Source organism: Enterobacter cloacae (assembly GCF_011078175.1).
Lineage (GTDB): Bacteria > Pseudomonadota > Gammaproteobacteria > Enterobacterales > Enterobacteriaceae > Enterobacter > Enterobacter cloacae_Q.
Genome location: NZ_JAALCJ010000002.1, coordinates 37,726 through 53,255, shown reverse-complemented (window position 1 = coordinate 53,255; position 15,530 = coordinate 37,726). Strand labels below are relative to the sequence as shown.

The 15,530-nt window shown below is 55.4% G+C and carries 14 protein-coding genes; all 14 read left to right on the top strand.

Going from position 1 to position 15,530, the window contains the following annotated elements; all coding sequences use genetic code 11:
• The 14 genes from gspD to G6Q29_RS04370 all read left to right on the top strand — a co-directional run bounded on the left by gspD (position 1) and on the right by G6Q29_RS04370 (position 15,488).
• Positions 1-1,929 carry a type II secretion system secretin GspD gene (gspD, locus tag G6Q29_RS04435; protein ID WP_165464689.1) on the top strand — a complete coding sequence of 643 codons (1,929 nt, stop codon included), beginning with the start codon at positions 1-3 and terminating at the stop codon, positions 1,927-1,929.
• Positions 1,930-1,943: 14 nt separating this feature from the next.
• Positions 1,944-3,422, top strand: a complete 1,479-nt coding sequence (gspE, locus tag G6Q29_RS04430) for a type II secretion system ATPase GspE (protein WP_165464688.1) — start codon at positions 1,944-1,946, stop codon at positions 3,420-3,422.
• Positions 3,422-4,630: a type II secretion system inner membrane protein GspF gene (gene gspF, locus G6Q29_RS04425; RefSeq protein ID WP_165464687.1), complete on the top strand. Its 1,209-nt coding sequence runs from the start codon at positions 3,422-3,424 to the stop codon at positions 4,628-4,630. Before gspE ends, gspF begins: the two co-directional genes overlap by 1 nt.
• Positions 4,631-4,633: 3 nt before the next feature.
• Entirely contained in the window at positions 4,634-5,083 is a 450-nt protein-coding gene (gene gspG, locus G6Q29_RS04420) for a type II secretion system major pseudopilin GspG (protein ID WP_165464686.1), read from the top strand.
• Complete coding sequence (gspH, locus tag G6Q29_RS04415; RefSeq protein ID WP_165464685.1) at positions 5,083-5,568, top strand: type II secretion system minor pseudopilin GspH; 486 nt, start codon at positions 5,083-5,085, stop codon at positions 5,566-5,568. The genes gspG and gspH overlap by 1 nt, the downstream gene beginning before the upstream one ends.
• Complete coding sequence (gspI, locus tag G6Q29_RS04410; RefSeq protein WP_165464684.1) at positions 5,561-5,941, top strand: type II secretion system minor pseudopilin GspI; 381 nt, start codon at positions 5,561-5,563, stop codon at positions 5,939-5,941. The genes gspH and gspI overlap by 8 nt, the downstream gene beginning before the upstream one ends.
• Positions 5,938-6,585: a type II secretion system minor pseudopilin GspJ gene (gene gspJ, locus G6Q29_RS04405; RefSeq protein WP_165464683.1), complete on the top strand. Its 648-nt coding sequence runs from the start codon at positions 5,938-5,940 to the stop codon at positions 6,583-6,585. Before gspI ends, gspJ begins: the two co-directional genes overlap by 4 nt.
• Positions 6,582-7,592, top strand: coding sequence for a type II secretion system minor pseudopilin GspK (gene gspK, locus G6Q29_RS04400; protein ID WP_165464682.1), 1,011 nt, complete (start codon positions 6,582-6,584; stop codon positions 7,590-7,592). The genes gspJ and gspK overlap by 4 nt, the downstream gene beginning before the upstream one ends.
• Positions 7,593-7,607: 15 nt before the next feature.
• Positions 7,608-8,735: a type II secretion system protein GspL gene (gene gspL, locus G6Q29_RS04395; RefSeq protein WP_165464681.1), complete on the top strand. Its 1,128-nt coding sequence runs from the start codon at positions 7,608-7,610 to the stop codon at positions 8,733-8,735.
• A complete protein-coding gene (gspM, locus tag G6Q29_RS04390; RefSeq protein ID WP_165464680.1) occupies positions 8,732-9,217 on the top strand; it encodes a type II secretion system protein GspM in 486 nt (161 codons plus the stop codon). The genes gspL and gspM overlap by 4 nt, the downstream gene beginning before the upstream one ends.
• On the top strand, positions 9,214-10,011 hold the full coding sequence (locus G6Q29_RS04385) for a prepilin peptidase (protein ID WP_165464679.1): 798 nt from the start codon (positions 9,214-9,216) through the stop codon (positions 10,009-10,011). The genes gspM and G6Q29_RS04385 overlap by 4 nt, the downstream gene beginning before the upstream one ends.
• 257 nt (positions 10,012-10,268) lie before the next feature.
• Positions 10,269-12,980, top strand: coding sequence for a glycosyl hydrolase family 18 protein (locus tag G6Q29_RS04380; RefSeq protein ID WP_165464678.1), 2,712 nt, complete (start codon positions 10,269-10,271; stop codon positions 12,978-12,980).
• Between the two features lie 102 nt (positions 12,981-13,082).
• On the top strand, positions 13,083-13,523 hold the full coding sequence (iagB, locus tag G6Q29_RS04375; RefSeq protein ID WP_165464677.1) for a type III secretion system invasion protein IagB: 441 nt from the start codon (positions 13,083-13,085) through the stop codon (positions 13,521-13,523).
• Positions 13,524-13,655: 132 nt separating this feature from the next.
• Entirely contained in the window at positions 13,656-15,488 is a 1,833-nt protein-coding gene (locus G6Q29_RS04370; protein ID WP_165464676.1) for a glycoside hydrolase family 19 protein, read from the top strand.
• The last annotated feature ends 42 nt before the right edge of the window (positions 15,489-15,530 follow it).

Genomic DNA, 15,530 nt, shown 5'->3' with positions numbered 1-15,530 from the left:
ATGAAGAAATTTCCTTGGGCGTGCGTGGCGCTGACCGCATTGTCGTTATATTCAGGTTCGCTGCTTGCAGCTAACTTTAGCGCGAGTTTTAAAAATACCGATATACGCGAGTTTATCGATACGGTAGGTCGCAATCTCAACAAAACCATTCTGGTCGATCCGTCCGTTCAGGGAACCGTCTCGGTCAGAACCTACAACGTGCTGACGGAAGACGAATATTACCAGTTCTTCCTGAGCGTGCTGGATCTGTACGGTCTGTCGGTCATCCCGATGGACAACGGTATGGTGAAAGTGGTGCGCTCAAGCGTCGCCCGCACCGCGGGTGCGCCGTTGGCAGACAGCAAAAACCCGGGCAAAGGTGACGAGATCATCACCCGCGTGGTGCGCATGGAAAATGTCCCCGTGCGCGAGCTCGCCCCGCTGCTGCGTCAGCTTAACGATGCGACTGGCATTGGTAACGTGGTCCACTTTGAGCCGTCGAACGTGCTGCTGTTAACGGGTAAAGCCTCGGTGGTCAACCGTCTGGTGGATCTGGTGCAGCGCGTTGATAACAACGGTATCCAGCGACGCGAAATTGTGCCGCTGCGCTTTGCCTCAGCCAAAGAGCTTTCAGAAATGCTGAACAACCTCAGCAATGAAGAGCAGAAAGGGCAGAACGCACCGCAGTTGGCCACCAAAGTCGTGGCGGATGACGAAACCAACAGCCTGGTGATCAGCGGCCCGGAAGATGCGCGTATGCGCACCCGTTCACTGATTCATCAGCTGGATCGCGAGCAGAATAACGAGGGGAATACCCGCGTCTTCTATCTTAAGTATGCCAGCGCCACGAAGGTGGTTCCGGTCCTCACCGGAATTGGCGAACAGCTGAAAGACAAACCGGGTACCGCAAAAGCGAAAACGGCGAGCGCCTCAACGGATCTGAATATTACCGCCGACGAGTCAACCAACTCACTGGTGATCACCGCGCAGCCTAACGTGATGAACTCCCTTGAGAAGGTGATCGACAAGCTGGATATTCGCCGTCCGCAGGTGCTGGTGGAAGCGATCATTGCGGAAGTACAGGACGGCAGTGGCCTGGATCTGGGCGTGCAGTGGACCAGCAAGCACGGTGGCGTGCAGTTCGGCTCTACCGGGCTGCCGATCAGCCAGATCAAAAATGGCACCATGAAAGGCGCGAGCTTCACCGGCCTGGCGACAGGCTTCTTTAACGGTGATTTCGGTGCCCTGTTGAGCGCGCTTTCTACCGACGGCAAAAACGACATTCTCTCCACGCCAAGCGTGGTCACGCTGGATAACAAAGAAGCGTCGTTCAACGTCGGTCAGGATGTGCCGGTGCTGTCCGGGTCGCAGACCACCAGCGGCGACAACGTCTTTAACTCCGTTGAGCGTAAGACCGTGGGTACCAAGCTGAAAATTGTGCCGCAGATTAACGACGGCGACATGATCCACATGAAGATTGAGCAGGAAGTCTCCAGCGTTGACAACAGCGCGACGGAAGACGCCAGCCTCGGTCCAACCTTTAACACCCGCACGATCAATAACGAAGTGATGGTGCACAGCGGCCAGACGGTAGTGCTCGGCGGTCTGATGGAAAACGTCACCAAACAGTCGGTATCTAAAGTGCCGCTGCTGGGGGATATTCCGCTGGTGGGGCAGTTGTTCCGCTACACCTCGCAGGATACCTCTAAACGTAACCTGATGGTGTTTATCCATACCACCGTTCTGCGTGACGACGATAATTACAGTGCGGCATCGAAAGAGAAATATGACCAGATCCGCGCCCGCCAGCAGCAGCGCGTGGAAGAGAAGAAGCTTGGCATTGTTGAACCGGCGGGTAACGCCGTTCTGCCTGCGTTTCCGTCTCCGTCAGCCAGCGCCCACGCCGCACCGGTGAAAACCAGCGCGACGCGCAATCCGTTTAAAGAATAAGGCGGAGGGGCAACGTGGACGAGCTGAGTAAAACACTGTGTAGCAGCAGCTACGCAAAAGATAACGGCGTTTTATTTTATAACAATGACGTCTATATCCGTGATGACACCCCGGCACTGGCACTGCTGGAAGTGCGCCGGGTGCTGGGACGCGCGTTCGTCCCGGTCACCCTGACGGCGGAAGCCTTTGACGAGATGCTGGCCAAAATCTGGCAGCAGAGCAGCGGCGTGTCGCAGCAGCTGGTGGATGATATGGATGCGGATATCGATCTGATGGCGTTAACCGAGGAGATCCCGGATAACGAAGATTTGCTCGATAACGATGAAAACTCGCCGGTGATCCGCCTGATCAACGCCATTCTTGGCGAAGCGGTGAAAGACGGCGCGTCGGATATTCATATTGAAACCTTTGAACGTACGCTGAGCATTCGCTTTCGCGTTGACGGCGTGCTGCGTCCGGTGCTGCAACCGGCGCGTAAGCTCGCGCCGCTGCTGGTGTCGCGTATTAAGGTTATGTCGAAGCTGGACATCGCCGAGAAGCGTCTGCCGCAGGATGGCCGTATCTCCCTGCGCATTGGCCGCAAGGCCATCGATGTGCGCGTATCGACCATTCCCTCGCAGTACGGCGAGCGCGTGGTGATGCGTCTGCTCGATAAAAGTAACCTGAAGCCCGACATCAACAAGCTGGGGCTAATCGATGAAGAGCTGGAGAAGTTAAAAGGGCTGATTGACCGCCCGCACGGCATTATCCTGGTCACCGGGCCGACAGGTTCCGGTAAAAGTACCACTTTGTACGCCATTCTTTCGGCGCTGAACGGCCACGAACGCAACATTCTGACCGTTGAGGACCCGATTGAATACGAGCTGGAAGGGGTGGGGCAGACGCAGGTTAACCCGCGCGTGGACATGACCTTTGCCCGCGGGCTGCGCGCCATTCTGCGCCAGGACCCGGACGTGGTGATGATCGGGGAAATTCGTGACGGTGAAACCGCGCAGATCGCGGTGCAGGCGTCGCTCACCGGTCACCTGGTCATGTCTACGCTGCACACCAACAGTGCCGCAGGGGCGATCACCCGTTTGCGGGATATGGGGCTGGAATCCTTTTTAATCGGTTCATCGTTGCTCGGTGTCATTGCCCAGCGTCTGGTGCGTCGGCTGTGTACGCACTGCCGGACCACCAGTCCGCTGGACGCCAATGAAAAAGCGCTGTTCAGCTTTATGGACGCGCCGCCAAAAGCAATTTACCGCGCCGTGGGTTGCGAGCATTGCCGCCAGAGCGGCTACCAGGGCCGTGCGGGTATTCATGAATTCCTGGTGGTGGACAGCACCATGCGCCGCGCCATTCATGAAGATAAAGACGAAATGTCCATCGAAACGCAGCTCTTTAAGCAGGCCTACAGCCTGCGTGAAAATGGGCTGCTGAAGGTGATTAGCGGCGTGACCTCGCTGGAAGAGGTGATGCGCGTTACCGCCGAGCGTGGAGGAGATGCGTAATGGCCTTCTACGCCTGGACGGCAACGGACGCCGCGGGAAAAACCCAGCGCGGGACGCTACAGGCCGAGGGGCAGAAGCAGGTTCGCCAGATGTTGCGCGAGCAAAAGCTGATGCCCGTCAGCATCAACGAAACCCGCGAGACGGCGGCGGCAGGAAAAGCGAAAACCGGCGCAAAGCTCTCCACGCCGGTGCTGTCGATGTTTACCCGTCAGCTCTCCACGCTTGTGAATGCCGCGCTGCCGCTGGAGAGCGCGCTGAAGGCGATCTCGAAGCAGACGGAAGACAAAAAGCTGGCGGCGATGGTGGTGGAAATCCGCGAGAAGGTGGTTGAGGGGCATACGCTGTTCGATGCGTTTAGCCAGTTCCCGCGCACCTTCGACAAGCTCTACTGTACGCTGGTGATGGCGGGTGAAAAGACCGGTCATTTGGGCGATGTGCTGGAGAAGCTGGCGGAATACAACGAGCAGCGCCAGAAGATGAAAAGCAAGCTGACGCAGGCGATGGTCTACCCGATAACCCTCACCGTTGTCGCCATCGCGGTCATCAGTATCCTGCTCGTGGCGGTAGTGCCGCAGGTGATCGAGCAGTTTACCCATATGAAGCAGCAACTGCCGATCACCACCCGGACGCTGATTGCGGTGAGTGATTTCCTGCAAGCCTGGGGCATTTATATTGTGGGCATTCTGGGGGGCGGCTTCATCGGCTTCAAAACCTGGCTGAGGAATGCCAAAAACCGTTTCCGCTGGCACAGCTGGCTGGTGAACGGCTCGCCGATTAAAAAGCTGGTCTGCGCCATTAACAGCGCCCGCTATATCCGTACCCTGAGCATTTTGCAGGCCAGTAGCGTCCCTCTGCTTGAAGGGATGTATATCGCGATGGACGGTATCGAAAACCTCTATGCCCGGCAGGTGCTGGAGCAAGCCGCCGACACCGTGCGCCAGGGCGCATCGCTGTATGCGGCGCTTGAACAGGCGAAATTATTCCCGCCGACCATGCTGTATATGATTGCCTCCGGCGAAGAGAGTGGGGAATTAGGTAATTTAATGGACCGCGCGGCGGAAAACCAGGAATCGGCATTACAGCATCGAATTACATTAACGCTGTCGGTCTTTGAACCGGCGCTGGTGGTATCCATGGCAACGATTGTTTTATTCATCGTACTGTCAATATTACAACCGCTTCTGCAACTTAATAATATGGTAGGTTAAATCATGGCTTTAAAACGTAAAAACCTAGCTCGCCAGGCGGGCTTCACCTTGCTCGAATTAATGGTGGTTATTGTTATTCTCGGCATCCTGGCAAGTATGGTCGTACCAAACTTAATGGGAAATAAAGAGAAAGCGGACGAGCAAAAAGCAACCAGCGATATTGTCGCGCTCGAAGGTTCACTGGACATGTATAAGCTGGACAATCATCGCTATCCGACGACAGAACAGGGGATGCAGGCGCTGGTGACCAAGCCTGAAATCGCGCCTATCCCGAACGGCTACCGTGCAGACGGCTATATCCGTCGTCTGCCTCAGGATCCGTGGGGCGGGGATTATATTCTGGTGAGCCCGGGCGAACACGGCGCGGTAGACATTTTCTCAGCCGGTCCGGACGGTGAAGCAAATACCGCCGATGATATTACAAACTGGTCTCTGGATAAGAAAGAGAAATAATGAAAACTCAACGCGGCTTTACGTTGCTGGAAATTATTCTGGCGCTGGTGATATTTGCCAGTTGCGCCATGATGGTGGTGTCAACAATACCTTCGCGCAGCGGTGCGGATATATTTGGCCAGCAATTGAAAGCTCTCGTTGATTATGGTTCAGACCGCGCGGTGATGGACGGAAATATCGTCGGACTGGTGATCGCCACCGATAACTATCAGCTGGTAACGCTCGACGATAAAAACGGCGAACGTCACTGGGTGCCGTTATCCGCGGGACGTATTACCACCAAAGGTAATTTCCCGGAAGAGATGCACGTTTCGCTCTCGCCGCAGCGTCTGGCCGCCACGGTAGCGTCTGAGCCGCAGGTGATCTTTCTACCGGACGGTGAAATCAGCCGCTTCACGCTGACGCTGCAAAGTTACGACAAGCAGCACCATTTCCGCGTGGTGTCGCAAGGCGCGGCGCCGGTATCGGTAGAAAACGATGGCTAACGGAAACAAAAAGCAAACGGGAATGACGCTGCTGGAGGTAATGGTCGCCCTGGTGATCTTCTCCACTGCCGCGCTGGCGCTGATGAATTCGGTTTCCCTGAACGTGCGGTTTACCCATGGTCTGGCCGATACGTTGCAGGCCAGTTGGGTGGCGGAAAACCAGCTGGCGGAAGCGCAGCTCACGAAAACCGACTTCCCGGATGCTGAGCAGCAGGGAACGGAAATCATGGGCGGGCGCAGCTGGAACTGGCGCAAGCAGCGGGTGAAAACCGCCGACAACGGCTGGGCAAACGCAATCCGCGTCTATGCGGAAGGCGACGACAGCCAGCCGGTTATTTCGTTGCACATCATTCCTCCGGGAGAGAGCAAGTGAAAAATACGCGACGCCAGCGCGGATTTACCCTGCTGGAGATCATGATTGCCCTGACCATATTCGCGGTGATCAGCACCCTGGCCTGGCAAATTCTGGACGGCGCGATGCGTACCAGCACGGCTACCGATGCCAGTGCCGCAAAGCTCAACCAGCTTCAGCGGGCCTGGAGCCTGATGGAGCGCGATTTTTTCCAGCTACAGGCGCGTGCACCGCGTAACGAGCCGGAGCTGTTTCGTCAGGAGGGGGATGCCCTGGAACTGACCACTCTGAGCGGGGTGAGCGGAACGGTCCAGCTGGAGCGCGTGCGCTGGCGGCTGGAAGAGGGGCGTCTGTATCGCGACGTCTGGCCGGTAATTGACGGCCCGGCAGACGCTAAGCCCGACGACGTGCCGATTATCAGCGAGGTGAAATCCCTGCAATGGCGTTTTTATCGTCAGAGCTGGCTGAAAAGCTGGAGCGACGCTGCTCATGTGCCGGACGGCGTGGAGGTGACGCTGACAATGGAAAACGGTGATACCTGGCGCTGGGTGTTTACCACGCCGGGAGACATGCCGGAGATGGCCAGTGCCGCTGCGCCTGAGAAGGCGGCTGACGCGCCAGCGACGACCCCGGAAGCCGCTCCAGCGCCGGAGGCCAAACCATGAGCCGGATCCATAAACAAAAAGGTGTCGCCCTGCTGGTGGTGCTGATTTTGCTGGTGATGATGTCAGCGCTGGCCGCGAAAATCAGCCAGCAGTTCTGCCGTAATTTGCAGAAAACCCATTATCAGGTCAGCCAGCAGCAGCTGCGCTGGGCGATGCTGGCCCAGGAGAAAGTGGTGAAAGATCGGTTACAGACCGACGCCAGCGGCGAGAGTAAGCCGCTATCTCTGGATGGGGACTGGCATCAGCCGCTGGAGACGCGGGGGGAAGACTACACGGTCGTGAGCCAGGTGGAAGACGCGCAGGACTGCTTCAACGTCAATAACCTGTTGACCGTCGACGCCGTACCTCAGGGGCAAAACGCCCCCGCCGTGTCAGAAAAACCGCGTAAAGCGCAGATTATCGAGCAACTGTTGACGGAGAGCGGCCTCAGCCAGGGCGCGGCGGAGGAGGTCTATTTCCAGCTGGTGGATTATCTCGACGGTGACAACACAACGGCGAAAGAGGGGGCCGAGAGCGATGCGTGGGCCGGCGTCGTGCCCGCACGGCAGCCAGCAAACCAGATGATGCGCAACATCGCGGAGATCAAACTGCTGCCTGCGTTCCCCGTAACGGCCTATCCGAAGGTGAGCAAGTTGTTATGCGCCCTGCCGGACGCCGCCAGCAAGGTTGATGTCAACACCCTGCAACCGGAACAGGCTGCCGTGCTGGCAGCCATGTTCCCGGGAAAACTCACGCCGGATGATGCCGTTCGCCTGCTGGATTCGCGTCCGGAATCGGGCTGGGAAAATATGGAAGCGTTCAGCAAAGCGCTGGAGCAGACCTTCCCGCAGTTAAAAGACGATCTCCCGCAGGTGGCCGATCAATTTTCTATAAACAGCCGGTACTTCCGCGTCAATTACAGCGGCAATACCGATGAATTAACGCTTCGCGTGGTCAGCCAGCTTCAGGTCAATAACGAAGCCGGTGAGATCATGACGTGGCAGCGTCGTTACCGAATGATTGAATAAGAAAAGTAGAACGTTATGAAACAGGTACTTTTTGTTCGTCCCGACAGCCGCGAGGACGGGAAAATAATGTGGTGTGAGTCCGGCAGTGAACGCATTGAGGTGCTCGACACCCTGGAGGCGCTGGCGGATCACCCGCTGGCTGCGCGCGTCTGTTTGCTGCTTCCCGCCAGCGACATGATCTTCCGGCATTTCACGCTGCCGAAAAAAGTGGCTTCTCAGGCGATGGCCTTCTCGTGGATGGCGGAGGAGACGCTGATCGGTGACGTGGATAATCTTCACTGGACGGTGCTGCACAAAAAAGGGGCCGAGGTCGATGCCGTGGCGATGGATGCCGATCGCCTGCGCGCGGCGTTGGCCCGCTGTCAGGACGCCGGATTAAAAGTGATTCAGGTCTTGCCTGATGCCTGGCTGCTGCCCGTGACCGCAGGTGGCAGTACGCTGGTGGCGCAGGAAGGGAGCTACTGGCTGCGCTTTTCGCCCCACGTGGCCGGTGAAATGGAGGCGAGCCTGCTGCCGCGGCTCATGCAGAAAACCGGGGAAGTTTGTTGCTACGGCGACGCGCCCGCAGGCGTTAACGTTGATGTCCAGTACGTCTGGCAACACCCGCTGGTGCTGATCCAGCCGCAGTGGCAAAGCTGTCGCGTCAATATGTTGCACAGTGAGTTCAGCCCTAAGGCCAGTAATGGCCGGGCCGCGAAAAGCATGAAGGTGGCGATAGCCGCGGCGGGCCTGCTGTCAGTCGGCCTGCTTCTGGGGCCGCGTATTGCCCTGGCCTGGATGCTGGTACAGCAGGAAAACCTTTTGCAGGAGGAGATCGTCCAGGTGTATCAGCACCATTTCCCCAGCATGCGTCAGCAGACCAATATCAAATATCACTTTGGTCAAAACCTGAAGAAGCAGAGCAAAGGGATTTTTCTTCAGATGGAAGAGCTGGAGAGCGCCAGGCAGGCCGTTCCGGCGATGGAAATAGATCTGCTGGAATACGATGCAGGTCAAAACCGGCTAACCCTGAGCGTCAGTGCGCAAAACCAGCCCGCGCTACAGGCGTTTGTTGATCAGACCAGTGAGAATTTTGATTTTTCCTTACAGCCTGTTTCAACAACCGAACCTTATACCGCCATGATCGCAGGGAAACATAAATGAAAGAGCGAATCGCACAGTTGACATCGCGCTACCAGAACTATAGCGCCCGGGAGAAAGTCATTTTAAAACTATGCGCCGCCGCCGTTTTCGCGGCTGCGGTGTATTACGCAGGAGTCATTCCCTTGGATAATATGATTCAAAATAGTCAATCAACGCTAAAAAGACAAAAAGAGACGCTAAACTGGATGCGAAGTGAAATTGATAAAAATCATCTTCAGGTTCAGTTAGTCAAAACGGATAATCCACGCACGGTGGTGGAGAACAGTGCCCATGAAATTAATCTCTCGCTGACGGATGTACGCCAGGAGGGACAAACATTATCCTTTGTCGTGAATCGCGTAAACGTTTATGAATTAAAAGGCTGGCTGCGCGAAATTAATCAGGCTTCCGGCGTCAGAATACAGAAAATGAATCTTACGCCGGTGGATCATCTTAGCGATGTAAAAGCGCAGGTGGTGCTTACCTGGTCCAGGTCCGCATGAATACCGTCGTGCTGATGTGGGAAACCTGTCCGCTGGGCTTCCCGATAATGAGTGCGATCCTGGGGGGAATTGTGGGCAGTTTTCTTGGCGTCGTGGTCGAGCGTGTCCCGGGGATGGTGATGGAAGAGGAGAGGAGCGGCAATCTGCTTTTTCCTGCCTCGCACTGCCCCGCGTGTAAGCACACGCTTGCGGCGTGGGAAAATATCCCGCTTATCAGCTGGCTTTTATTGCGTGGCCGCTGCCATCAATGCGGTACCGCTATCCCTCTGCGGATATTTTTGGTCGAATTATTCTCCGCGCTGTTTTGCGGCATCACCGCCTGGGCTATGCCAGACGTCCAGTCGCTGTTTTCCTTATGGCTGCTGGCGGCGTTTTTACTGCCGCTGGCCATGATCGACTGGCAGCACCAGCTGCTTCCGGACTGTCTGACCCAGCCGCTGCTGTGGGCGGGGCTAGTGCTCCATGCGTTTGACCATACCCTGCCGCTACGGGATGCCTTGTTCGGCGCGGTGGCGGGCTATCTGTCGCTCTGGCTGCTCTACTGGGCATTTCGGCTGATCGCCGGGCGTGAAGGTCTGGGGTACGGTGATTTTAAGCTGCTGGCCGCATTGGGTGCCTGGTGCGGCTGGCAGGCATTACCCTCTATTGAACTTGCGGCAGCGTTAAGCGGTATTGTCGGATATTTCGCCGTAAATAATTTAAATAAAAATAATCTCTCTATTTCTTTCGGACCCTACCTCGCCTTTGCTGGAATAGTGGTGTTTATTAGTCAGCAGTTTGCTTTCACATTTTAAATATACAGGTCAAGATTTTTTATAAATTTTTTTGATGGTGGAAGAGAAGGACGTCTCTTTGCGCTCAGTGTATCGTAAGGGATATAAGCTACACGGAATTTGGGCTTGTATCTTTTATTGGAGGAATACAACGCAGCAAAAAACTATTTTTGTTCACGGCACTCAGGTTGGTTAAATACGCACTACGCGAAATGCATCCATGATCTCACGAAGAGACATGGGTTATTACGTTACGAATAAATTTATCAGGAAAAAAAATGAAATTTATGAAGCCAAAATATCTGGCGCTCTTTATTGCGGCGGCAACCAGCTCTGCATTTGCAGCGGCGCCAGGTGCACCGACGATCGGCTATGGCAATGACAAATTTGCCCTGGTGGAAGTGGATCAGGCTGCTCAGGATTATAACAATCTTGTCAAAGTGCATAACGATGGCGTGGATGTAAAAGTCGAGTGGAACGTCTGGAGTGGCGATGCGCCTACCTCAGCAAAAGTGCTGCTGGACGGACAGACCGTCTGGACCGGCGCTGGCGGCGCAACGGGCTCGGCAACGTTCAAAGTGAAAAAAGGTGGGCGTTATCAGGAGCAGGTTGAAGTCTGTAACGCCAGCGGCTGTGCGAAAAGCGCCAGCAAGCTGGTTATCGTGGCTGACACCGACGGTAGCCACCTGCTGCCGCTGAACGCCGCCATGCAGGAAAACAACAAGGCTTTCGCGAAGCACACCGATAAAGTGGTTGCAGCCTATTTCCCGGAATGGGGCGTTTACGATCGTAATTTCCCGGTTGATAAAATTCCTGCGGCAAACCTCAACCACATTCTGTACGGCTTCATTCCAATCTGTGGCGGTGACGGCATTAACGATGGCCTGAAAACCGTTGAAGGTGGCAACAGCTTCTCCGTGCTGCAACGCGACTGCGAGGGTCGCCCTGACTTTACCGTGGCGATCCACGATCCATGGGCAGCCCTGCAAAAACCGCAGGCTGGCGTTTCCAACTGGGACGACCCGTACAAAGGTAACTTTGGCCAGCTGATGGCGTTGAAAAAAGCCCATCCTGACCTGAAAGTGCTGCCATCCATCGGCGGCTGGACGCTTTCCGATCCGTTCTTCCACATGGGCGACCCGGCTATCCGTGCACGCTTTGTCTCCTCTGTAAAAGAGTTCCTCCAGACCTGGAAATTCTTTGACGGCGTGGATATCGACTGGGAATTCCCTGGCGGCGGCGGCGTGACGGAAACTAAAGGCAACCCGCAGCAGGATAAAGCGACCTATACCGCGCTGATGCACGACCTGCGTACCATGCTGAACGAGCTGTCTGCACAGACGGGCCGTACCTATGAACTGACCAGCGCCATCGGTGCAGGCCGCGATAAGATCGAAGACGTGGATTACACTGCCGCTCAGCAGTACCTCGACCACATCTTCCTGATGAGCTATGACTTCTACGGCGGCTGGAGCAACACCGTTCTCGGCTACCAGGCTGCGCTGCGTGCGCCAGCATGGCGTCCGGACACCGACTACACCACTGAAAATGGCGTGAACGCGCTGCTTTCTCAGGGTGTACAGCCAGGCAAGATCGTGGTGGGTGCGGGCATGTATGGCCGCGGCTGGACCGGCGTGCATGGCTACACCGGTAACAATCCATTCACCGGCACTGCTACGGGTATGGTGAAAGGGACCTGGGAACCGGGCGTGGTTGACTATCGTCAGATCGTTAATGAATACAAAGGTAAACCAGGCTGGGAATATGGCTACGACGCTGACGCGGAAGCCCCTTACGTCTTCAACAAAACTACCGGCGACCTGATCACGTATGAAGATGCGCGTTCAACCACGGCGAAAGGTAAGTATGTTCTGGCGAATAAACTGGGCGGCCTGTTCGCATGGTCTATTGATTCTGATACTGGCGACATCCTGAACGCGATGAACGAAAGCCTGCTGGGCGGTTCTGCTCCGGTTGATCCGGTGGTGACCAACCATGCGCCAATCGCCTCATCCGCGGATCAGAACGTTTCTGGCCCGGTAACCGTTACGCTCGATGGTTCTGCTTCCAGCGATCCTGATGGCGATGCGATTACCTACAAATGGACTCAGATCTCTGGTCCGTCTGTCACCATCAACAACAGCACCAAAGCGAAAGCGACCTTCAACGTGGCAGCCGCAACTGCCGACCAGACCATGACGTTCCGTCTGACGGTAACGGATGCAAAAGGGCTGAGCAACGCGATTGATGTGCAGGTGGTAAACAAAGCGCCGAAAGCGAACCAGGCACCCGTGATAAACCAGATGGAAGCAGTCACGCTTCAGGCGGGTGAAACCTATTCTCTGCATGCGCAAGCTGCGGATCCAGACGGTGATACGCTGACCTACGCCTGGAGCGTACCAGCAGACATGCATGCTACCGGTACTGATACCGCAAACGTAAGCATTACTGCGCCAGACGTTGCCTCTACGTCCACCTACACCCTGAGCGTAGTGGTCGGCGATGGTAAAACCAGCGTGCAGTCTAACGTGCAGGTTACCGTGAATCCGAAACCGGCTGACGTAACGCCACCTGCTGATGACGTGACCCCACCCTCTGACGACGTTACTCCTCCGTCTGATGACGTGACCCCGCCATCGGATGAAGGCCAGGCAACCGGCAGCTGCGACACGCCTGTCGATGCTAACGCCAGCAAATACGCGGCGTGGGATGCCAGCAAAATCTACAACAATGGCGATACCGTAAGCTTCGACCATCTGGTGTGGAAAGCGAAGTACTGGACGCAGGGCAATCAGCCTGGCTTCGGTGTGGACGCCTGGGAACTGGTGAGTAACGTGCAGATGAACTGGCGTTCTGACCTCGTGTACAACGGCGGCGAAACCACCACTTACCAGGGTAACGTTTACCGTGCCAAATGGTGGACCCGTGGTGATAACCCAGCTAACAGCGACGTATGGGTGAAAGAAGGCGCATCAACAGATTGCAAATAATCTAACCCATTGATGACTCCCCCTTTTAAAGGGGGAGTCATTCAAAATTCATTTTACAGGATGTTGCTAAGGAGAAATAAACGAAACTGTCAGCAGGTAAAAATGAAAAAGTTGATTTTGATGTTATTGATAATAAGCCAAAGCGCACTGGCAAACTGTTGGGATAAAGCGGCGCATTATTATCATGTCGACCCTTATTTGCTGTACGCGATAGCGAATGTGGAATCCGGAATGAATCCATATGCCGTAGGGGAAAATCATGACGGCACGCGGGATGTCGGGCTGATGCAAATTAATAGCTCACATTTCACCGAACTGGAGAGCCGAGGTATTGATGAATATCGGCTGATGACTGAGCCCTGTACCTCGATTATGGTTGGCGCATCTATTCTTTCCGGCATGATTAAAGTGTATGGCTATAACTGGGAGGCGGTGGGAGCTTATAACGCCGGGTTAAAAAAAGAGAATTACCCTCAGCGCATGATATATGCCAAAAAGGTCTGGAGGAAATATCAGCAACTGAAAAGCGCAATGCGTGATTAAGTTTTTTATTTTTGAAGAATTCCTCAGGGTGTTCTTCGAAAAGTGAAAACAGCTGTCTGGGGTTTATTTATTAACGGAATAATACATAAGCCTGGATTTTAATATTTAACGTTACTCAACAGGAAAAGTGAAATGAACAAAAGGACGTTACTGAGTGTACTCGTGGCTGGCGCCTGTGTGGCACCATTTATGGCACAGGCCGCCTCGCTGCAAGCAACTACCAGTGAACCTTACACCATGAAAGCCAGCGATCTGGCGAAGAAAGAGAAAGAGCTGACCAGCTTCCCTCTGATGGAAGCCGTAAAGGAAACCATTAAGACGCTGGATAACGCTCAGGTTGAGCTGATCGAGCCAGGCCGTGCGGCGAACCCGGATAACGTGAAACGCGTGGAAGGGATCGTGAAAGCCAGCGACTGGGAGTACCTGTTCCCGCTGCGCGCGCAGGCGTACACCTACAGCAACTTCCTGAAAGCGGTCGGTAAATTCCCGGCGCTGTGTAAGAACTACAACGATGGTCGCGACAGTGATGCCATCTGCCGTAAAGAGCTGGCAACCATGTTTGCTCACTTTGCTCAGGAAACCGGCGGCCACGAAAGCTGGCGTCCGGAAGCCGAATGGCGTCAGGCGCTGGTACACGTGCGTGAAATGGGCTGGAGCGAAGGGCAGAAGGGCGGCTATAACGGCGAATGTAACCCGGACGTCTGGCAGGGTCAGACCTGGCCTTGCGGTAAAGATAAAGACGGTGACTTCCTGAGCTACTTTGGTCGCGGTGCGAAGCAGCTGTCTTACAACTATAACTACGGTCCATTCTCGGAAGCGATGTACGGTGACGTACGTACCCTGCTCGACAAACCTGAACTGGTGGCGGATACCTGGCTGAACCTGGCGAGTGCGATCTTCTTCTTCGCCTATCCACAGCCGCCAAAACCAAGCATGTTGCAGGTGATCGACGGCACGTGGCAGCCGAACGATCACGATAAAGCCAACGGGCTGGTCCCGGGCTTTGGCGTGACCACCCAGATCATCAACGGTGGCGTTGAGTGCGGCGGCCCGACCGAAATCGCGCAGTCTCAGAACCGTATCAAGTACTACAAAGAGTTCGCGAACTACCTGAAAGTGCCTGTTCCGGCGAACGAAGTGCTGGGCTGTGCCAACATGAAACAGTTCGACGAAGGCGGTGCTGGTGCGCTTAAGATCTACTGGGAGCAGGACTGGGGATGGAGCGCGGATACGCCAAGCGGCGCAACCTACTCTTGCCAGCTCGTTGGCTACCAGACGCCGTTCAGCGCGTTCAAAGAGGGCGATTATAGCAAGTGCGTGCAGAAGTTCTTTAACGTTAACATCGTGAACGACGATGGCTCTGCCGTTACGCCGGATGAAACTCCGGTAACACCGACACCGACACCAACGCCGTCAGAAGACGAAACGCCAGCACCAGCGCCAGCGCCAGTACCGGATGAAACCCCGGCTGAACCTGCTGCTGTGAACCACGCGCCGGTGGCGCATATCGCTGGTCCAATCGGTGCCGTTGAGGCGGGTGCGCAGGTTTCCCTGAGCGCGGAAGGTTCTACCGATGCAGATGGCAACAAGCTGACTTACACCTGGCGTTCTCAGGATGGTCAGACCGTGACCGGACAGGATAAAGCGGTGGTGACCTTTACGGCACCAGAGTCCGCAACGGCGCAGCAGTATGAAGTGAGCCTGACCGTCAGCGATGGCGAACTGAGCAGCACCACCTCCTATCTGCTGAACGTGAAAGCAAAAGCATCAACCCCTTCTCAGGATGACGGTGCTTATGCAGCCTGGAGCGCGAACAGCAAGTACAACGCAGGTGATATCGTGAACAACCACGGTAAACTGTTCCAGTGCAAGCCGTTCCCGTACAGCGGCTGGTGTAACAACGCCCCGGCATACTATGAACCAGGCGCAGGCCTGGCATGGGCCGATGCCTGGACCGCTCTGTAAAAGTAAACGGCAACCGAAAGGTTGCCGTTTTACTGTTTGCTC